Annotated in this window: 11 protein-coding genes and 1 riboswitch; of the genes, 4 read left to right on the top strand and 7 right to left on the bottom strand. The window is 58.1% G+C overall.

From position 1 onward, the window contains the following. Positions 1-15: 15 nt before the first annotated feature. The 3 genes from NB063_RS02885 to NB063_RS02875 all read right to left on the bottom strand — a co-directional run bounded on the left by NB063_RS02885 (position 16) and on the right by NB063_RS02875 (position 8,994). The gene (locus NB063_RS02885) at positions 16-237 is read right to left on the bottom strand and encodes a DUF1289 domain-containing protein (RefSeq protein ID WP_250927237.1); all 222 of its coding nucleotides are present in this window, start codon (positions 235-237) and stop codon (positions 16-18) included. Next, on the bottom strand, positions 234-7,991 hold the full coding sequence (locus NB063_RS02880) for a DUF4465 domain-containing protein (RefSeq protein WP_250927236.1): 7,758 nt from the start codon (positions 7,989-7,991) through the stop codon (positions 234-236). Before NB063_RS02880 ends, NB063_RS02885 begins: the two co-directional genes overlap by 4 nt. Before the next feature lie 79 nt (positions 7,992-8,070). Continuing rightward, positions 8,071-8,994 carry a DUF1559 domain-containing protein gene (locus NB063_RS02875; RefSeq protein ID WP_250927235.1) on the bottom strand — a complete coding sequence of 308 codons (924 nt, stop codon included), beginning with the start codon at positions 8,992-8,994 and terminating at the stop codon, positions 8,071-8,073. Positions 8,995-9,162: 168 nt separating this feature from the next. Next, positions 9,163-9,483: riboswitch (cobalamin riboswitch) on the bottom strand. A 172-nt stretch (positions 9,484-9,655) separates the two neighbouring features. On the opposite strand from NB063_RS02875, the gene NB063_RS02870 reads away from it, so the two are divergent. Further along, the gene (locus NB063_RS02870; RefSeq protein WP_250927234.1) at positions 9,656-10,864 is read left to right on the top strand and encodes a DUF255 domain-containing protein; all 1,209 of its coding nucleotides are present in this window, start codon (positions 9,656-9,658) and stop codon (positions 10,862-10,864) included. 365 nt (positions 10,865-11,229) lie between these two features. Next, entirely contained in the window at positions 11,230-12,471 is a 1,242-nt protein-coding gene (locus NB063_RS02865; protein ID WP_250927233.1) for an agmatine deiminase family protein, read from the top strand. Positions 12,472-12,474: 3 nt separating this feature from the next. On the opposite strand, the gene NB063_RS02860 is transcribed toward NB063_RS02865, so the two are convergent. From NB063_RS02860 to NB063_RS02845, 4 genes are all read right to left on the bottom strand, one after another. Next, positions 12,475-13,641 carry a cysteine desulfurase family protein gene (locus tag NB063_RS02860; protein WP_250927232.1) on the bottom strand — a complete coding sequence of 389 codons (1,167 nt, stop codon included), beginning with the start codon at positions 13,639-13,641 and terminating at the stop codon, positions 12,475-12,477. After that, positions 13,634-16,165 (bottom strand): DEAD/DEAH box helicase, encoded by a 2,532-nt coding sequence (locus NB063_RS02855; protein ID WP_250927231.1) that lies wholly within the window; start codon positions 16,163-16,165, stop codon positions 13,634-13,636. The genes NB063_RS02860 and NB063_RS02855 overlap by 8 nt, the downstream gene beginning before the upstream one ends. Positions 16,166-16,496: 331 nt before the next feature. Next, positions 16,497-18,104, bottom strand: coding sequence for an ABC transporter permease (locus tag NB063_RS02850; protein ID WP_250927230.1), 1,608 nt, complete (start codon positions 18,102-18,104; stop codon positions 16,497-16,499). A 105-nt stretch (positions 18,105-18,209) separates the two neighbouring features. After that, a complete protein-coding gene (locus NB063_RS02845; protein ID WP_250927229.1) occupies positions 18,210-18,701 on the bottom strand; it encodes a hypothetical protein in 492 nt (163 codons plus the stop codon). A gap of 303 nt (positions 18,702-19,004) precedes the next feature. Here NB063_RS02845 and NB063_RS02840 point away from each other — a divergent pair, with 303 nt between their 5' ends. Together NB063_RS02840 and NB063_RS02835 are read left to right on the top strand one after the other, a co-directional pair. After that, positions 19,005-19,508, top strand: coding sequence for a hypothetical protein (locus NB063_RS02840; RefSeq protein WP_250927228.1), 504 nt, complete (start codon positions 19,005-19,007; stop codon positions 19,506-19,508). 172 nt (positions 19,509-19,680) lie between these two features. Continuing rightward, positions 19,681-20,655 (top strand): serine O-acetyltransferase, encoded by a 975-nt coding sequence (locus NB063_RS02835; RefSeq protein WP_250927227.1) that lies wholly within the window; start codon positions 19,681-19,683, stop codon positions 20,653-20,655. Positions 20,656-20,691: the final 36 nt, after the last annotated feature.

Raw genomic sequence — 20,691 nt, 5'->3', positions numbered from 1 at the left:
GGAATCGGGACTGTGTTACGTAGCGTCTTGCCCGCCCGAAGCAGGAAAAACGGATTCAAAGCGTCTTCGTTGCACGTCATTCAAAATGGAACGTTTTTCGTCCGTCGATGCAATCGACCAACGTCCAATTTCAGAGAGCGTGCGATGGCAACCGCTGCAGATCTGTTGCTCGTTAACCTTGCAAATTCCAATGCACGGCGAGCGTGGAGGCAATAGCGGTTGATTCAATCGGCTCATCGCTGGATCTCCGATTGTAAGGAGAATGCCGTTGATAACAATTCGAGATCACTCAATGCGATGTCAGCTACGGCGGGATCGATACGATTTGCCGCAGAGGCCGAGTCATCTACACCCAAGATTTCGACCGGCAAAGCTGATTGGGTCGTCGGCGGAGCCTCAATTGGACTGCTTGAGCCTGTTACGACACCTCCGTCTACCGCGACCAGCGATGTGGTAGCCGTCGATACAGGAGTTGAGCCCATCACTCCGGCCGTCGTCGCGGCGATCGCCATCGATTGCGGCGCGGCGGTGAGGTCGCTTGGCGTCGGTTCAGCCGACGCGGCACCTCCATCGTGCACATTGAGCCAATTGATGACCTGCAACGCGTCGAGCGACGTGACGATTCCGTCACCAGACACGTCATAGTAAATGCCTACGAATTCAGCGGATGTCTCCGGCAGCGGCAAGTCGAAGGAATCATCCGCATTCAAACGATTGATAATTGCGAGCGCGTCTACCGCCGTGACATCACCACTGGCGTTGACGTCTGCGTTAAGCACCACGTTCCGCCATGGAAGATCGGTCGCGACGATGACTTCGATGCCTTCACCGATCACGCGTGCGGTCAATACTCCGTTCTCGATCATCGGGGTGCCGATCCGCCATTCGCCGATCCAATTCAAAGACTGGCCCGCCGCGGTCACGATCGATGGAACGGAACCGCCGAGCAACTCCGCCAACTTCACCGCATCGAGGTCGAACTGCAGTGACGGCGAATCGCCATCCATCGTTGAGGATCCGAGGACCACATTCTCAAAACCAACCACTCGTTCGCTCAACCAAGTCGCGACGTCAACGGACTCACCTTCGGCGAGATCGGTGGGCGATAAGATCGCAGTGTCGATGCCCGATCCGCCATCGATGCGATTAAACGATTTGCTGTTCACCCACGCCGTGTCGCTCCCGCCGGACAACGCCACGTTGACTGACGCCGCCACGACTGCTTCCAAAGTGAATTGCTGTGGGCCGTTACTCAGGATGAGATCAATATCAGCATCGTCGGCGTACTCGGCAAATACGGGATCGGACGACGCCCCGAACAATTGATTCGTGTCGCCAACGCGTCCCAACGTCAACTCAGACGGCAGGTCATCTTCGAGCAGCGTGAGCGACTTCGTCGTGCCAACAAAGCCTTCGGCACTCGCGATTATCTGCACGGTCTGATCTCCCTCGTAAACCGCGTCGTCGATCAACGAAAGCGGAACCCGAATGCTATCGACACCGGCAGGAATGACAACGGACTGCGGAGTGGCGACTCGCGACGGCACATTCGAACTCAGTGTCACAGTCAGCTCTTCGCTGACATCGCCGCTGTTGCGGTGAATCACCATCGAAGGTTCCGCAACGGTTGCTCGATCGATCACGAGGTCGTCGATCGCGAAATACGCTGGAGTGTTCATCCCGAAACTGCCGACGTCCGACGACGACATCGTGAACTGCAAACTCGATGCACCGGAGAGCGAAGTCAAATCCACGGTGGTCCATTCGTTGACGACGTGATCGAGCGAATTGTCTTCAAACCGATAGTCGGCAAGATAGAACTCGATCGTTCCGGCGGATTCCCCCGCGTCGTCGAAACCTTCGATCGTCAGCAAGAAGAAATCGGGATCATCGCCGCTCTCACCGCCAAATTGCTTGGCGAAGAAATCGCCTTGCAGCATCGACAACGCCGCATACGTCGTGTTTGTGATCGCAATCGATTCAAACGACCCACCCGTGAAATCTTCGGGCAGCGAAATTGTCAACGGCGAGGCACCGTAGCCACCGGCAACCGCAAACGTCTGAGACCCGTCCGCCCCTCCGCCCGGTTCCGAAGCGTCTGGGTTCGCATACGCGGAAAACTGGTTGGTGAAACCGGCGGTCACCACGTCGGTCATGTTCGACGCCGCCCATCCGCTCCAACTTCCAAAGGTCGGCTCATATGCGGTTGGGAAACTCAACGAGCCCGCGGTGAACCCGCCCTGGCCGTCGGCGCCATTGTTGAACGACTGTGGATCCAAATCGCCACCGATGTCTTCAAACCCTACCGTTTGCACGCCATCGGATTCGTTCACCAATTCACTTGATAGCGTGACGGTCAACTCGGCGTCGTCATCATCGAGCAGCGCGATCTCGGCCGTCGCATCGATGAACCCGACCGCTGACGCATCGACGTGCCAGACACCGTCGCCATCCGCGATTGAATTATCGCGCCACGTCACCGGCACCTCCACGCTGGACTGTCCCGCCGGAATCTCCACCCTATCGGGAAGGATCAAATCAGCGCGATCATCGGTAAGCCAAACCGGAAGAGCTTCCGTCGTATCGAGCGTGTTGCGGGTGATCGTGATCGTCGGTAGCGACTCGGTTTCCGGCGCGAGCATCAGATTGTCGACGGCAAAGTACGCGGGTGTGTTCATACCGAAGGAACCGTTGTCCGATGACGACAGGCTCATCGACAACACCGCCGCGTCGCCAATCGCACTGACATCGACGCTCGTCCAGTCCGTCAGGATGTAATCGAGTTCGTTGTTTTCGAACCGATAATCGGCGAGGTACACGTCGACCGTGCCGATCGAGTTTCCGCCCGCATCCAAACCGTCAATCGTCAACAACAAGAAGTCGGGATCGTCACCCGACTCACCGCCAAACTTCTTGGCAAAGCTGTCCCCATCCCGCATCGACAGGGCTGCGTAGGTGGTATTGGTAATGTCCAACGAAGCAAACGGGCGGTCACTCACACGGGCGATCGTCGCGGGCGAACCGGCGTAAGCGACCGCATAGGTCGACGAGCCATCCGCCCCGATGCCAGTCACGGCAGAATACTGGTTGAAGTATCCCGGCGTGGTTACATCGGCCCCACGACTAACTGCAAACCCCGACCAAAAATCAAAACCGAACGAGTTATCAAAAGAATTTTGCAGTTCAAACGGCCCGGTCACGAAGGCACCCGTCGGCCCCGCGTTGTTGTCAAATTCGCCGACCGTCAGTTCCCGACCGAGCAACTCAAAGTCACCAATGGCAACCGCATCCGATTCAGAAAAACCATCGTCGGGACCGGTAACCGTCAGACTCGGCAGCTCATCTTCGAGCAGCGTGAGCGACTTCGTCATGCCGACAAAGCCTTCCGCACTCGCGGTAATCTGTACGGTCTGATTACCCTTGTAAACCGCGTCGTCGATCAACGAAAGAGGAACCCGAATGCTATCGACACCGGCAGGGATGACAACGGACTGTGGAGTGGCGACTCGCGACGGCACATCCGAACTCAGTGTCACAGTCAGCTCTTCGCTGACATCGCCGCTGTTGCGGTGAATCACCATCGAAGGTTCTGCAACGGTTGCTCGATCGATCACGAGGTCGTCGATCGCGAAATACGCTGGAGTGTTCATCCCGAAACTGCCGACGTCCGACGACGACATCGTGAACTGCAAACTCGATGCACCGGAGAGCGAAGTCAGGTCCACGGTCGTCCATTCGTCGACGACGTAATCGAGCGAATTGTCTTCAAACCGATAGTCGGCAAGATAGAACTCGATCGTTCCGGCGGATTGCCCCGCATCATCAAGACCTTCGATCGTCAGCAAGAAAAAATCGGGATCATCGCCGCTCTCACCGCCGAACTGTTTCGCGAAGAAATCACCTTGCAGCATCGACAACGCCGCATACGTCGTGTTCGTGATCGCAATCGATTCAAACGAACCACCCGTGAAATCATCAGGCAGTGAAATCGTCAACGGCGAGGCACCGTAGCCACCGGCAACCGCAAACGTCTGAGTCCCGCCCGCCCCTCCACCCGGTTCCGAGGCGTCCAAGTTCGCATAGGCGGAAAATTGATTGGTGTATCCGGCCGTCGTCACGTCGGTCATGTTCGACGCCGCCCATCCGCTCCAACTTCCATAGGTCGGCTCATAAGCGGTTGGAAAACTCAGCGAGCCCGCGGTGAACCCGCCCTGACCATCGGCGCCGTTGTTGAACGACTGTGGATCCAAATTACCACCGATGTCTTCAAAACCAACCGTTTGGACGCCATCGGATTCGTACACCGACTCATCGGACAGAGTCACAGTCAACTCGGCGTCGTCATCATCGAGCAGCACAATCTCGGTCGTCGCATCGATAAATCCGTCCGCCGCCGCATCGACGTGCCAGACACCGTCGCCATCAGCGAGTGAGTTATCACGCCACGTCACGGGCACCTCAACGCTGGACTGTCCCGCCGGAATCTCCACCATATCGGGAAGTATCAAATCGGCGCGATCATCGGTAAGCCAAACTGGCAGAGCTTCCGTCGTGTCGATCGTGTTGCGGGTGATCGTGATCGTCGGCAGCGATTCGGCTTCCGGCGCGAGCATCAGATTATCGACGGCAAAGTAGGCGGGTGTGTTCATGCCGAAGGAACCGTTGTCCGATGACGACAGGCTCATCGACAACACCGCCGCGTCCCCAATCGCACTGACATCGACGCTCGTCCAATCCGTCAGGATGTAGTCGAGTTCGTTGTTTTCGAACCGATAATCGGCGAGATACACGTCGACCGTGCCGATCGAATTTCCGTCCGCATCCAAACCGTCAATCGTCAGCAACAAGAAGTCGGGATCGTCACCCGACTCACCGCCAAACTTCTTGGCAAAGCTGTCCCCATCCCGCATCGACAGGGCTGCGTAGGTGGTATTGGTGATGTCCAACGAAGCAAACGGGCGGTCACTCACGCGGGCGATCGTCGCGGGCGAACCGGCGTAGGCGACCGCATAGGTCGACGAGCCATCCGCCCCGATGCCAGTCACGGCAGAATACTGGTTGAAGTATCCCGGCGTGGTTACATCGGCGCCGCGACTGACAGCAAACCCGGACCAAAAATCAAAACCGAACGAGTTATCAAACGAATTACGCAGCTCAAACGGCCCCGTCACGAAGGCACCAGACGGTCCCGCGTTGTTATCAAATTCGCCCGCGATGATCTCACGACCGAGCAATTCGAAATCGCCGATCGCGATCGCATCGGCTTCAGATAAACCGCCCTCTGGTCCCGTGATCGTCAAGCTCGGCGAATCCGTCTCGGTGACGCTCAAGCTCGCGGTCGCTGGGGTGACGCCCGTCGCCGACGCGGTGATCGTCAATGCGACCGCGTTTCCGACCAAGCCATCACTGTTGACCCGCAACGTTACCTCGGCGGAGTCGGATCCCGACGGAATCATCACCGTCCCAACCCCACTGACTCGCTCACCCAGATTGGTCGACAGAGCCACCTCCTGAGCCACATTGAGAGAACTGGCGGTGCGTCGCACGATCGCCGTGAACGAGGTCGCTTCTAAAATTTCAGTGATCAGATCACCCGCGAGATCACGCAATTCGATCTGCAAACCGGCGGTGTCGTTATCAGCGACTTCAACGCTTAATACTGCCGAAACGAAATTTACATTTCCGGCTCCTATCCGGTACGTCGCCAAAGCATTGTCAAACGCATCGTCAATTACGCCCACCGTGAATGTGGCCGATGATTTTCCCGCCTCAATCACAACCTCATTGGGAACCACCAACGGTCCGCCATCAGGCAGCGACAACGCGACCGTGATGGGCTGAGTCGTGTTGGCGGAATTCCGTGACAGCGTCACCGTGCGGGTCGTTTCGGGTGAATTCTCACTCAACTGAATCGAAGCCGGACTCATTAGCAACGTCGGCAAATCGTCTTCACCGACCACGATCGTCACCTGTGCGGTTTCACGAGCTTCCGCAGAGGCGCTGACCACGATGGTCTGCCCGCTACCGAACACATCATCGTCGAGCACGTCGATCAGAATCGTCATTTCACGCTGCGACGCTTCGAACCGAACCGTCGACGGAACACTGAGCAGGTCTGTGGCATCGTGTGTGAGCGTGACATCGAGTGCCTCACTGACATCGGCGTCGTTCCGCGTCAACGTGAGCGACACGGCGCCCGTCCCAGACCCTTCGACGGTTTCAACAGTCGACTTATTGAACGCGATCGAGAGCGTTTCATCCTCTTGGATCAGCAGTGACCGTGTCGTCGGCAGCAGGTTTTCCGCCGACGCAGTGATCTCCAACGTGCGATCGGGCGTTGGTATTTCATCGTTGACCGGAATCACGTTGAATTCCACGTACGGTGCCCCCACCGGAATGGTGACCGTTGTGGGCAAGCTCACTCGGTCGGTACCAGTCCGCTCGAGCGTCACGTCCAACGCAACGGTCGAGTCCGCGGTCGGCCGAGAAACCCGTGCCACGACGCTCTCGTTTTCGGGAGTCTCCGCGGTGGCGAGGTCAAATGGAACTGCCGCCCGTCTCAGCGTTACGTTGTCAACGGCAAAGAACGCGGGCGTGTTCATGCCATAGGGGCTGTTGTCACTCGAATCCATCGAAAACTGCAGCGACCGCGCGGCGGACAACGTCGAAACATCAACAAAGGTCCAGCTATCAAGAATCGTGTCTTGCGAGTTGTCTTCGAAACGGTAATCGCCCAACATCACCGTGATTTCACCAACGGAGTTACCTAGGGCATCGAGCCCCGTGACCGTCAACCGTAGGAAGTCAGGGTCATCTCCATTGTCACCACCAAACTTACCCGCGAACGAATCACCGTTGAGCATCGACAACGCCGCATACGTGGTATTGGTTACGTAGAACGAATCGAAACGCGAACCGCTCGCCGGATCGAGCGTGATCGTCGGAGGCGGCAGTGCATCAGAAGGTGACGAATCAAAGAATCCAACGGCAAACGTTTCAGAGCCGTCATATCCGCCACCGGTGACATTGCCGAACTGGTTCGTGTACCCGGCTGTCGTCGCGTCAGTCGATTGCGAAATCGACCATCCCGACCAACTCTGATACTGAGTGCTGTAGTTGTTATTGAGCGAGATTTCTTGTTCGGTGAACCCGCCGCTGCCGCTTGCTCCATTATCAAACGTTGCCGAACCAAGCCCGTCGCCGAGCGTTTCGAAATCGATCACGACTTCGCCACTCTCGACTTGATGGATCACCCCGACGCCATCGACATCCAATCCGGCCGAACCGATCGTCGGAGTCGGGTCGTAAATCGGATCCCCCGTCGCATCGGTCGTCAAACCGTCACCAACGATGTCGACCAATCGCACATGGGTCACCGCGGTGACATCCAATCCTTCGGTGCCGCGAAGTTCTTCGAGATCAAATGGGGTCCCAAAACCGCCGCGGTACTTCCCTGCCAAATTGTTGACCTGCGTCGCGTCGACTTCGCCGTAGGCCGCCACAGCCGATGGCGTCAACGAATCGCTTGCGAAGCGGAAAAAGTTGATTCCATCCGATGAAACTTCGACAAACCCGAGTTCCAAGAATGTGTCGTTGATCGCGTTTTCAAAGACGGCAAAGTCGGCACCAAGGCCATCCCGAATCGGCGTGTCGAATGTCAACGTCAACGATCCGCCACGGCCGAGAGACACGATCTTGTCAAACTCACCCTCAGCAGCACCGAGCGCGTTGCTCGTGTCGGTCCACACCGCATCCACATTCGATCCGGGCGAGTAGTCAGCAACGGCCGACGCCCATCCCACGATCGCGGGATCATCCACGCTGATCGCGGTCGACCCCTCTTGTCCTGCCGCGGGAGCGTAGGGTCCCGCCGCGAGCAATCGGCGGTCTTCGAGCGATTGCACCAGTAACTGTCGTTGCAATCGAGGACTTGTGCGGCGGGCGACGTTTCGGCGAGAGATGCGTTTCGTATTCAATGTTGATTTCGTCATGGTGGAATGTCAGATAGCGAGTGGCTATCTCGAATGCTGTCTTGTGCAACGACTCAAATCTTGAGTCTGGTTTAAACCGTTAGAAGCCTGTTACCTGTTCGTGTCCGTTTCGGGTGCAGTACGCGGCCAAGACCTCCATGTCGATTTGTTCTACAAGGAACCGTGTCGCTCCATCGCCGATCAGAACCATCACGCCGCCCGGATGAAAACTGCGCATGTCGTTTTCAAAGGCGGGCGCCTTATTGATCGGGAACGCTTGATCAAACAAATTGCGTCCGTTGATCCATTGCCCGTCGGGAAAGTTGGCGTCTTCGGCGGCCATGATCGTGTGAGAACTGCCGTCGAGCATGTCACGAAAACCGAGAGCCCGATCGTGGATCATCATGCCGCGGGGCGGGTTGTTTGTGCTCACGATCCGCTCGCCAAAGATCCCGCCGTAGTCCGTCACGCCCATGTCGTTCGTGCGAGGTTCCGACCGCGGCGTGCTCGGACACACGTAGGCAGGGACGACTTCTCGAGCGGCGTCGGCGTTGAGCGGATCGTCAAACGGACGGTTGTAGTCGATCCGCTCAGCCAAAGCCGCTTGTTCCATGTATGGCAAAATAAAAGCCGACCAAGCGAACTGTTTCCCGCCCGCGACTTCGGGTCGAACCTCAATCGCCCCCGGCGGAAACGTGTTGAATGCGGAGTGGTAGTTGTGCAGCCCCAGGGCGACCTGATGCAGATTGTTTTGACAGGACGCACGCCGCATCGCCTCGCGAGCCGCTTGCACGGCGGGCAACAGCAATCCGACCAACACGCCAATGATCGCGATCACGACGAGCAACTCGATCAGCGTAAAACCACGACGGCGGCTTCCCCGCGATGTTTTCCCAAACGATAGAAAGCCCAATCCGCGATCGGACACGTGCCCGGCAATCTCCCGTATTACGCCACACTGCGGCTGGATCGGGAACGCCCGACGTGCCGATCCGCGGTTATTTGGCGAGGGGTTCAATGGCATCAGTGATCGATACACGCAGAGCAACGCTCGTCCTGGAAAAGCCGCGACAGCGCGAGCCGACCAAGACAACATTCGCTCAAAAAGGAAACGAAGCAGGTTCCTGACGCTGGTCTCGCCCAAGAAGACCCACACGGCCGCCGGCAAGTTACCCTGCCGCCAAATCGTGCGTTTGACGCCCGATAACTGGTAGGTCTTCTGACTCCCGACGCTTCCCGCAAACCTCGCCTTCTCACCGGAAATCGCCAATTCGCCCGACGCCGTGCGGCGAGGAGGGCGGATGCGAAAAGCGGCAATGGCCAAGAAAAGGTATGGGTATTAGACCCGCCGTGGTTTTCACTCAGACTCGGTAAACAAGCCGATTTTCGTCAAAAACACAGCAAATCGTGGCGTCGGATACAGCGGCCGGGCCGTCTCGGAATCACACCGAAGTTCCCTGTTCTCGTGACGATCCAGCTTGACCGTCACGACACCAAGTATCGTTGGTCGGAGTATCGACCGGCCTCCAGGCATTGTCAATGACAAAGCTCTGGCGGCGAAATCGGAAAATCAGGTAAGTTCCGCTCAAGCCGTTCAATCGGTACAGCCGATTCTCCCAATGACGGCCCCCACGATCGTGTGGGGACGCAGCAATTTTGCATACAGACAAGAAGGACTTTGTCCAATGCGACTCGCATGGCTACGACAAATCAAGACTCACTCCGTGCTCATGGTGAGCGTGTTCGTCGCGAGCAACACTTTGTCCCTGGGACAAGCTGCCGCAGAAATCCCGTGGCGGGGTGAATTGACGACGGCTCACGCCGAGGCAAAAGCCCAGAACAAAGCCCTCCTACTACACTTCTACAGTGACAACTGTATCTGGTGCGATCGCTTGGAAGCGGGCGCGTTCCAGTCGCAAGAAGTCGCCGCAGCGGTCGCGGGCGGATTCGTTCCGGTCAAAATTCACGCCGGCAAGTCGCCTGAATTGGCCAAAATGTTCAACGTGACGAAGTTCCCCACGGACGTCGTCGTCACACCGGCAGGCAAAACGCTCGCCCACTCGGTCAGCCCACAAGATCCAAATCGATACATCGCGATGCTCGCCCAAGCGGGCAACCAAATGATCGCGACGCAGTCGGCACCCAACCCCGCTGCGACGCCGAATCCTGGCACGCATCCCGGTCAAGCACAAACGCAACTCGCCTCGGCACCCACGACCCCTGCCCCGAGCCAACAATTGCCCGTCAACGCGGCCGGCAGTTACGCGATGCAGCAAGTTCCCGGGAGCGGACAAGCCCAGGCTCCTGCACCAACCAACAACCCACACGCTGGCATGCCACTGCCCGGCGGAGCGACCGCTCGACTCGCCGGTGCCCGCACCGACGGGATGACGCTCGGAATGCCCGGACAATTGGCTGAGCCAAGCTCTCAAATGGAATCGCCCGCTACCGGACAGCTCGGCGTGACCGCAGAACCCAAACAAAGCAAACCGGCCGCAGCCCAACCGTCGCCTAAGCTCGCGATGGAAGGTTACTGTGCCGTCACCGTCATCGACGAAGACAAATGGGTGGAAGGCAATCCGAAGTTCGGCGTCGTCCACCTCGGCAAACTGTATCTGTTCAGCTCGTCTGAAAAGATGGAACGGTTCCTCGCCGATCCGATGCCATACACACCAGTGCTCAACGAGATCGACGTCGTGCGTTTCTTCGAAGAACGCCAAATCGTTCCAGGCAAACGCCGCTTCGGCATGCGTGACCCGATTCACCAAAGAATGTTCTTCTTCGCCGATGAAGCCGCGATGAATCACTTCTTCAACGAGTACGAGCGATACACCGACGCGGCCATCGAAGTCATGGCACGTGCGGTCGACGACGCCAACCCCGGCGTCCGCTAAACCAATCGCCCACCCGCGATTCTAATACCGGCCAGCGATTCAAACACCGCTCGGCCGTCCAAGAACTAACGCAAAAAGGCTAGGTCCCCTCACAGGGTCCTAGTCTTTTTGCGTTTCATCGTTCGTCTTTCTCAATACCGATGAACAACCAAGCAGCGGCTCAAACGCGGGTTCGCCTCCCTGGCACCGATCAGACGACGTACCTTGCTTGTCTTATCACATTTTCGATTTCGAATTTGCCAAATTCGAGTACACTGGTCTCGCGAACGTCTTCTCACTTGCGTTGATCGCCCCTTCGGCGAACTCGCGCGTTCGGCTGTCATGCGGTCTTTGAGGATTCCACTTTGTCTTGGCTAGGCGTTCAAATGCGGTCGACTTTGGTTCGGCACACCATCTTGGCGGTGCTCTTAATCGGGCTTGGGAATCAATCCCGAACGCTCGCGCAGCAACCGCGGTCCGGCCCCACCCAATCACTCGTGCGGATGACGCGCGATAGCTTTGGCGGGGCAAACGTGATCCGTCATGCGAATTCATCATGGCCTCGGTTGACGGCTGAGTTTGAGGCGACCAACGCGTTATTGCTCAGCATCAGCGATTGGCATCCCCAACATCGCCCGATCTTGCAGGAGATCGCGATCAAGACCGCCGGGCATTGTCCGCTGGTGCTATTATGCGCCGACTCGGTCGCCATCCGCGAAACGACGCTGTGGCTCGCCGAAATTGGAAGGGAGTTACCCGACGTTTATTTTTGTCCGATGCCGACCGACACCGTTTGGGTCCGCGACTTCGGTCCGATCTTTGTACAGACTCGAAACGCGAGCAGGATCCTCGACTTCTTCTACCTGGGTGAACGCCCCCTCGACGACCGGCTGCCTACCGACTGGGCCGCTCAATCGGGCGTCGAAAGCGTTCCGGTGCATTGGACGATTCAGGGCGGCAACCTGATGCCCAACGGGCGTGGACTGGCGCTGACGACTAATCGCATCTTCGACGACAACCACATCGAATTCCCAGAGGTAATGCTGGGCCAGGACGTCGAATACGATCGTCGCCACATCGTTGCCGAAGCGATCGCAGACGCCTGCAACCTCCAACAACTCGTTGTTCTCGAACCACTCGCCAATGAAGAAACTCGGCACGTGGACATGTTCACAACCTTCTTGACCCCGGACACGCTGCTGGTCGCGAGCGTTGATCCAGCGACCGACCCTGAGAATGCGGCAATTCTTGATCGCAATGTCGAACGACTGCAAAACGTCCGGGTCGCGGGACGCCCTCTCGACGTCCAGCGCATTGCCATCCCGACGCGCAATGGCAACGCATGGAGCGCCTACACCAACGCGATTCTTGCCAATGATCTGGTGCTTGTCCCCGTTATCGAAACCGACCCGCCGACGCTGATCCGAGACGCTCTGCAAACCTACCGCGAGCTATTACCCGGACATCACGTCGAGACGATTAACATGTCCAGCATGCGAGACTTGCAAGGCGAACTGCATTGCCTCTCCATGCACATACCGCGAATCGCTCGGATGCCGAACAACCTTTATGGGTTCGAATCGGCCCTGAAATTCTATTTCCCCGACGGCATCCTGGCGGCGGAGTGAACTTCAAAACCGGCGGTAAGCCGCGATCAAACGCTCACACGCTTGATCAATGTCGGACTCAGTCGTGAAGCGTCCGACGCCGAACCGGACGCTGCGTCGGGCTTCCGATTCGCTGAGCCCCATGGCGAGCAACACGTGACTGGCCGACGGGTTGGCACTACTGCACGCCGAACCGCTACTAAACGCGACGTCAGGAGTCGCCGCCATCCACGTTTCGCCCTCGACGCTTCGCAGCCGAAAATTCAAATTCCCGGCTAATCGAACGGAGGCATCCGAAAGTGTCGGCCCATTGAGTTCAATGCCGTCAACCTCAGCTCGCAACGTTTGCCATAATCGATCCCGCAACGCCGCGATGCGTGGCCCATCGTCGACACCAAGACCGATCGCCGTGGCCATCGCGATCACGCCCGCCGGGTTCATCGTTCCGCTGCGCAGCCCCTGTTGCTGGCCTCCGCCGACGATCTGCGGACGCAGCCGGACTCGCCGCTCGCAACCTCCCGCGACGAGCAAACCGATCCCCTTGGGTCCGTAAAACTTGTGCGCCGACGCGCTCAACAAATCGATGCCCATCGCACCGACATCCACCGGCATCCTCCCGACCGCTTGCGTGGCGTCGCAGTGCAACAGAGCGCCCGCTTCGTGAGTGATCCGGGCAACCTCCACGATCGGATGGATCGCTCCCATTTCATTGTTAGCCAACATCACGTTAACGAGAGCCGTTTGATCGGTGATCGCTTCTGCGAGCGCGTCGAGATCAATCGTTCCCGGCGGTGACGCGTCGCCTGACGATTGCGGGTGTACGCGAACGTAGGACACTTCGACGCCGGAGCGTTGCAGGTCCGCCGCCACGTCGAGCACCGCGGGATGCTCGGTCGTGCAAACCACCATGTGATTGCGACGGTTCCGCGGATGCGTCATCACACCTCGCATCGCGAGGTTAATGCTCTCGGTCGCTCCCGAAGTGATCAACAACGCACTGGCAGGTGCGTGGATCGTTTCGGCGATGGTTTGAATCGATCCGGCGATCGCGTCCGCCGCTTCGCGTCCCGCCGCGTGCGAATCGCTGTGCGGGTTTGCGAATCGTTCGGTGAACCACGGCAGCATCGCGTCGACCACTCTTGGATCGCACGGCGTCGTCGCGTGATGGTCGAGGTAGATCATCTCAGCCATTGCGACGCCCACGTTCGATCAACAAATCCTCCGCCTCGGCTCCCGTGCTCTGCAAGATCTCGTCGGTACTTTGCGGGTCGATATTGCGACACGTTTCGGTCAACCGATCGGCCAAATTGTCGAGCCAATCTTCCCACGTTTCGACGGTTGTGTTTTCTGGTGGGATGTTTGCCATCTCATCGAGCAAAAGGATCATTCGCAAACAATGTCGGAACAGAATACCTTCTTCTTTCTGCAGTTTTCGCGTGACCACGTACTTATCAAAATCGCCACCGAACTCCATCAACTCACCCACGATCCAAACCGGACGCACGCGAACGTCATCAACGCGGGGATAGTCGTCACGGAACAATCGCAGCAACTTCTCACCGATCGTGAGCGGCCAAACACGAGGTTCTTCGAACATCACGCGTCCGAATCCTTTGTCGCGAACCTCTTCTTCCTCTTCTTCCTTGGCACCGCCGAGTTCTTCAGGCGTCGCGAGTCCACGTTGTAGCAACAGCGGATCGAGGTACGTCGTCGCGAGCGTGCCGGGCGGCATGTCCTCGATTCGAGGCATCCGCGTGAACCGAGCGACCGTTCCGGGCACATCGAGAACACTTTCGAGAACCGCGATGCGTTCATTGTCATCGGCCGTGGCGAGCAAGTCGGCAATGAACACGCCGAACAACGGGTTGATGCTCTTGAGCTGTACGATGCGCTGCAAACGATTTCGCGGCGTCGCGGTCATCGGTTTGTAGTCTTCGAGTTCGTAGCCGCGTTGCTTGATCGCCGCGGCTTCATCAACGACCTCGTCTTCTTCCTCATCGACTTTCTTTGTCGTCGCTTCTTCGCCGCGCATGTTGTCGAGTATCTCACCGAACAAACCCCCGGTCGCCGGCGGCGCAGCCGCTTGGGCCTCGATTGCCCGCACCATCTCACCAGGCGTTTGCGGTTTCGCCGGCGTCTTTGGTTTTTCCTTCAATGCTCGCGGCGGCGGATCGAGCACGATGGCGTCGGAATTGTGCAGCGTGATCAACATCCGGTTGAGATCTTTCTGCGCCGCTTCGATTCCCGATGAGTGCATCAATCGGCGCCCCACAAGATCCCGAATCGGTTCGATCGAACTGTCCTTGAGTATCAAATACGCGAGCAACCGCCACGGCAACCGTCCTCGCGAAACCAAATCAGCTGATTTGGCGGTTTGCAGCTGCTCGAACTGGGCCTGCGTCCAATACGTTTCGCCCGCACGCCGTTTGGGCATCTTTTTCTTGAGCTGCTTCCTGGCTTTCATCAGCCCCGGGTCTTTCGTGTCCTCGGGAATCTGATCGAACTTTTCCCGCCAGCGATGCAGCTTCACGTCGTCTTCGTGAGCGAGCGCGAACACATACCCGCGGTCGTCAAACTGCGGACGCCCGGCACGCCCAAAAATCTGGTGCGCCGACGCCGACTCGACGAGCTTGCGTTTCTCTTTCGGCCCTTTTAGCAAACACGGCAACACGACGCTGCGGGCGGGCAAGTTGATCCCGGCGGCGAGCGTTTCGGTGCACACGCAGATGCTGAGCAATTTTTGCTGGAACAACTCTTCGACGATCCGTCGATAGCGGGGCAACACGCCGGCATGGTGAACGCCCACGCCCCGCATCAAAATCTGCTTGAGTTTCGGACCAACTCCCGTCGAGAAATCCGCCGCGTTCAAGATATCCGCGAGTTCCTTCTGCCGTGACTTGTCGATCAGCGATTTGCCCTTGAGCATCTCGGCCGTCGTCCAGCACTGTGATCGCGAAAAACAAAACATCAGCGCCGGTGTGCGACGCGCAACCGTATCACCCGCCGCGATCTTTTCGGCGAAATCATTGAGTAACTCGTCCTCCACCCACTCGTATTGCAACGGCACCTTGCGTTCGGTGCCCTGGACGAGTTGCAGACTCTTGCCGTGCGCCCGACGCAGCCACCCGGTGAACTCCAGCGAGTTACCAACCGTTGCACTGAGAAGCAGCAACCGCACGTGCTTGGGCAACAACCCGAGCGTCAACTCCCACACAATTCCGCGCTCGTAGTCGTTGAACGAGTGGAATTCATCCATCACGACGCAGGACACATCGTCAAATGAGAACTGTTCCGGATTGAGCAACCGGTTGAGCAGAATTTCAGCGACAACGACCAACACCGGGGCATCCGGGTTCACCGTCCGGTTCCCGGTCACCAAACCGACTTGATCGGCCGAAAAGCCCCACCGAACGGCGGACTCACGCAGTTCATCGAGTTTCTGGTCCGTCAGCGCGATCAACGGGGTCGTGTAGTACATCCGCGTTCCAGCCCGCAACGCTTCGTAAACGGCCGCTTCGGCGATCAACGTTTTCCCGGTCCCCGTCGGGGCGCAAACGAGCACGCCGTGACCACCGGTCGTTTCCGGGTCGCCCGTAAAATAGGCCAGCAACGCTTCCTCCTGAACCGGATAGGGCTCATACGGCAGCGTTTCAAAATACTCGCCAGCGAGTGCGTCACGGTCGGGAACAGGCTGCTCGGATTCGGGTGCGTTCATGCCGCGAATCTTATCCGATCACGGCCCGCTCCCGTAGGGCCGGTTGCCGTTGCGAACCGTTTCCAAGCGAGATTAACCACATCCATTTGAAAAGACGGTGGCTGATCACGGCCTACGGATCGAACGGAGAGCGACGATCGGATTGGGCAATGGGACAAACCCCATTTCTTGACCCCAAGGTTTGTGGCTAATTCCCGTGGGACGTCGATTGTATTACTGAAGGATTTCAAATGTAGCGGAACGGCGCGAGCCGTCCGGTGACTCGGGACCGGACGGCTTGCGCCGTTCCGCTAAAAAAGGCACTAAAACAATTGACGTCCTTCGGGATGCGTTAGGCTTTCCGTTGGGCCGCCAAGACCGCTTCGGGGGTTGCCGTTCGGATCGCCAACGCCCGTCGGCCAACCGTTGCGATCGCAAACAAAGTGGCGATCAACATCGCCGCAATCGCGGTTTCCAGGATCCAAGCCGGTGGCTGATTGTCCAACGTCGCGCCGAGTGTCCAGACCCAATTGGTGATCTGCCAACCGGAATAGTTGTAAGCGCGATAGTCGTTGTAATGCAGCCCGATCGAATACGGGATCAACGCCGCCAAAACCGCGATCGCGATCAACGCCGCCAACCCGACTTCCACACGCGGATGATTGTTGATCCGCACGAGAGCCACGATGCCACGAACGAGTAGCAAGAAAACGATCAGATAGCTTGAGTACGTCACGATCACGTTTCGCAAAATCGTGAACTCCCGCGGTCGCAGCACACTGCCGAGATCCTGAATCCGCTCGACACCGACGAGCAGTCCCGTCATCACGAGCAACACACCCAAACACGCGAAAACCAGCCCCGTGGCGGGCCCGGGCGTAAAGAACACCAGCAACATCCGGCTGAGAAAATTGCCCGGCAACTCGCGTTGGATGCGCGGTGTGACGGCGGGTGATTCCGCTGCCATCATCGCACCGGCAAACGTCCACAGACCGGCCAAGAACAACATCGAAGGAAAGAAAACGATCAACACTTGTTCGCGATCTTCACGCACCCATTCGATCGCAAACGCGTTGAAGGCAAAGACCAAGATCGTCAATGCCAGAATCGACCACCGGATCCCGCTACTGCGATTTTCGCTCTCCGGAGTGAGCTGCGCCGCCGTCGTCGTCAGCAAAAGGTGACTGACCGAAATCGTCAGCAAGATCGACGTCACCAACAGAAAAACGGTCCAACCGATCGTCAGTGGGTTGCCATACAGGATCGTGTAGACCACGCCGCTGCCGACGAGATACTCGGCGAGCAACAACACCATCAACACGACCAACAGCGTACTGATCCGACCGGTGCGGCCGCGGGCCAGCGGCGCGAACGAGAGGGCGACTACGGTCAACGCCAGGGCCGCCGTGATCAACACCGCCATCATCAAACCGAGGGTTGGCAAGTCGACTCCGCGGAGCGTGTAAGCGTACGCGACGCAGGGAAAAAGGGCCACGAGATACAACATCATCTGCAACGACGCACTGGCGAGTTTCCCCAGCACGATCTGCCACGGGCTCAGCGCCGTGATCGACAGCAATTCCAACGTGCCATCATCAATTTCGGCTTCGAGTGAACGGTACGCCGCCAACGGAACGACCAACAACATCGGGAAGGCGAGCACGAGGTAATAGCCGATCAACATCCGCGGAGCCGACGGCGTGGTGTAGATCAACGGCATCAACGACAAACTGCCGGCGACTGTCCAGGCAAACGCGGCGACCAACAATACTGAAAACGTCACCACGAACTGCCGACTCTTGAGCGCTTGCCGGGTCTCTTTGACCAGAATCGGATTCGTCGCATCCCCAAATTTTTCGGCGACATCATCAATCACCCGCAACCAACGCTGGGCTCTCGACTCCCCGTTCGTCACAGTATTCGATGCGAGGGAATCAGAAACGGCGTTCACGGTGCTCATGCAGAATTCTCACGATTTAATAGACGTCATCCGCCCCACCCGGACGACTCTTGCGAAGTATACCGGATCTGCCCACAACTGTTGCGGAACAGACCCCGACTCCGGCTACTGGCCCGGCGGGAGGTTGTTCTGGTAGGCCTGCAATCGTTCGATCAGGCTCGACAAACGGCGAGAGGCTTGTGGCAACGTGACTTCGGCGAGCTCCATCAAATCCGCGATCGGCCCTTTCATCTTGTCGCAGTTCTGTTCCATTTCCACCGCGACGGACCGGGCCCGATCGATCCGCTCGTGGCACAATCGGACGCGTGCTTTCCACCGCGCGACCTGCTTTTTCTCTTCCGTCGCTGGAACGGCGTCCCCCGAACGCAGCGTCGACTGCTTGCGGCTGAGACGGTCAAGGGCTTCGCTCAAGTGCTGCTCCGCCCGCCGCAGTTGGCCCCGCCAATAACTCGGACACTCCTGCGAGAAATGACGTTCCGCGTTGGTGACGATCGACCGCAGTTGGTAGCCCTGGAGCATCAATTTTTCGCTCAGGTGGACGACCGCCCGGTGCAGATCCTCGAGCGATTCGATGCTGTGTACGTCCGCTTCGCTCATCGTTTTGTCTCTGAATCCGGCCAACAAAATGAAGAAGTGTCCGCGGCGTGGAGGCTTTCGAGGCGATCGCGACGGCGTTTCTTTCTACGGATCGTAACGCAAATCACGCCATTTTTCGATCCACCGCGGGCCACTTGGAGGGCTAGGTAATTTGTGCGGGGGTGGGTTGATGCGTTCGGTTCTGCTTGGGGCGATTGTGTGTATCGCAGCGGTGGATTGAGCCGAAACCGTTATTGACGCCGAACCGCGATGGGTGAATCGCGTCACTTCATTAAACTGGACCGCTAGGTAGAGGGATTCGAAATGAATCGTTGGCTTTTAATCGGATCATTGATGGGCATGTTGGCCCTGAGCACCGGATGTCTCCACCACAATACTCGCGGCGGATGCGCGAGCTGCTCAAACAACCAAGCCGTGTCCTGTGGCACTTGCAGCACGGGCACATGCGGCACGGGTACATGCAACACGGGCGAATGTGTCTCATGCAATTGCGGTAACGGCGATTGCGGATCGAGCAACGCCCGCTGTGGCGGTTTGCTCAGCAAGACACGTGGCCGGATCGCTGGTTGTCACACCGGTTGCGGTCGTGCCACCGGGTGCGAAGCCGGACCTTTGGGTTGGCAACAAGGCGGTTTGGACTACAGTTCCAACCTGAACCCAGGAATTCTGGGTCACCAAGCCGGAGCGGCGGTTGCCAGCCAACCGTTCACACCGGGTGCCCCCACCGCTCAGGTGGCCTACCCGTATTACACACACCGTGGACCACGCGATTTCTTGATGGCCAACCCGCCATCGATCGGCCCGTGAGCTTGCCGAACGCAAGCCTCGCCTAGATGGTCCCATTTGGAGCACACCTCGCCGGGTGTGCTCCTGGCGTAGAATGAGACTGCTATCACGGCGTGCCGTGGCGGGCAGCTCAAACCGCCCAACCGTGAGCTGAAACCTTTTCCCCGAACGTTGTTAATTGAGGTGAGTCGCGATGGCGTCCGATTTCCGACTCAAGGAATCACTGCCCGAATTGACTGAACAGATCGTCGCGACGTACACCGCGGACGATTCGATCAACCATCTCGGCCACTGTCCGCTGCCGAGTTACGAAGCCGTGGTCCGGATTCTGCTGGACCTCAAGGACATTCTCTATCCCGGCTATCGACGGAACACCAATCTTCACGCAGGCAACATCCGCTATCACGTCGGCGGATTGATCGACTCGTTGCACGATCAACTCACCGTGCAGATCGGCCGCGCCCTTCGTCACGAGCATCGTGTTAAACAACAACACGACGACTGCGTCGACGAGATCGACTTCGAAGCCAAGGGGCAAGCGATGACGATCGAACTGCTCAAACGCATCGTCAAGCTGCGTCAAACGCTCGCCACTGACGTCGAGGCCGCGTTCGCCGGCGACCCGGCCTGCCAAACGACCGACGAAATCGTGTTCTGCTACCCGGGCTTCGAAGCGATCACGGTTTACCGAATCGCTCACGAACTCGTGCAACTCGACGTGCCCTTCATCCCGCGAATGATGACCGAGTGGGCGCACCAGCAAACCGGGATCGATATCCACCCCGGTGCAACGATCGGCAATTACTTCTTCATCGATCACGGGACCGGTGTCGTGATCGGGGAGACCTGCGAAATCGGCCAGCACGTCAAACTGTACCAGGGCGTGACGCTCGGTGCGTTGAGCTTCCCCACCGATGCCGACGGACAATTGATCCGCGGGCAAAAACGCCATCCGACCATCGAAGACAACGTGGTCGTTTACGCCAACGCGACCATCCTCGGTGGCCGGACCGTGGTCGGCCGTGATTCCGTGATCGGGTCGAGCGTTTGGATCACGCGGAGCGTTTCACCGGGCACGACTGTCGTCCTCGAGAAACCGCAACTGCGGGTCCGAGGCAGCGAAGATGGCAAGGACAGCGAAGCCCCCGAACTGAACTTTCAAATCTAAATCATCGCCTCGCCAAAGGGACGTCGATTGTATTAC

The organism is Aporhodopirellula aestuarii, assembly GCF_023701485.1.
In the GTDB taxonomy this organism is placed as follows: Bacteria; Planctomycetota; Planctomycetia; order Pirellulales; family Pirellulaceae; genus Rhodopirellula; species Rhodopirellula aestuarii.
The sequence above is the reverse complement of the archived record's forward strand: the minus strand, read 5'-3'. Positions and strand labels throughout refer to the sequence as shown.

Coding starts and splice junctions, on each gene's coding strand:
- NB063_RS02885 (WP_250927237.1), bottom strand. CDS start 237: ATGAGCCGATTGAATCAACCGCTATTGCCTCCACGCTCGCCGTGCATT.
- NB063_RS02880 (WP_250927236.1), bottom strand. CDS start 7,991: ATGACGAAATCAACATTGAATACGAAACGCATCTCTCGCCGAAACGTC.
- NB063_RS02875 (WP_250927235.1), bottom strand. CDS start 8,994: ATGCCATTGAACCCCTCGCCAAATAACCGCGGATCGGCACGTCGGGCG.
- NB063_RS02870 (WP_250927234.1), top strand. CDS start 9,656: ATGCGACTCGCATGGCTACGACAAATCAAGACTCACTCCGTGCTCATG.
- NB063_RS02865 (WP_250927233.1), top strand. CDS start 11,230: ATGCGGTCGACTTTGGTTCGGCACACCATCTTGGCGGTGCTCTTAATC.
- NB063_RS02860 (WP_250927232.1), bottom strand. CDS start 13,641: ATGGCTGAGATGATCTACCTCGACCATCACGCGACGACGCCGTGCGAT.
- NB063_RS02855 (WP_250927231.1), bottom strand. CDS start 16,165: ATGAACGCACCCGAATCCGAGCAGCCTGTTCCCGACCGTGACGCACTC.
- NB063_RS02850 (WP_250927230.1), bottom strand. CDS start 18,104: ATGAGCACCGTGAACGCCGTTTCTGATTCCCTCGCATCGAATACTGTG.
- NB063_RS02845 (WP_250927229.1), bottom strand. CDS start 18,701: ATGAGCGAAGCGGACGTACACAGCATCGAATCGCTCGAGGATCTGCAC.
- NB063_RS02840 (WP_250927228.1), top strand. CDS start 19,005: ATGAATCGTTGGCTTTTAATCGGATCATTGATGGGCATGTTGGCCCTG.
- NB063_RS02835 (WP_250927227.1), top strand. CDS start 19,681: ATGGCGTCCGATTTCCGACTCAAGGAATCACTGCCCGAATTGACTGAA.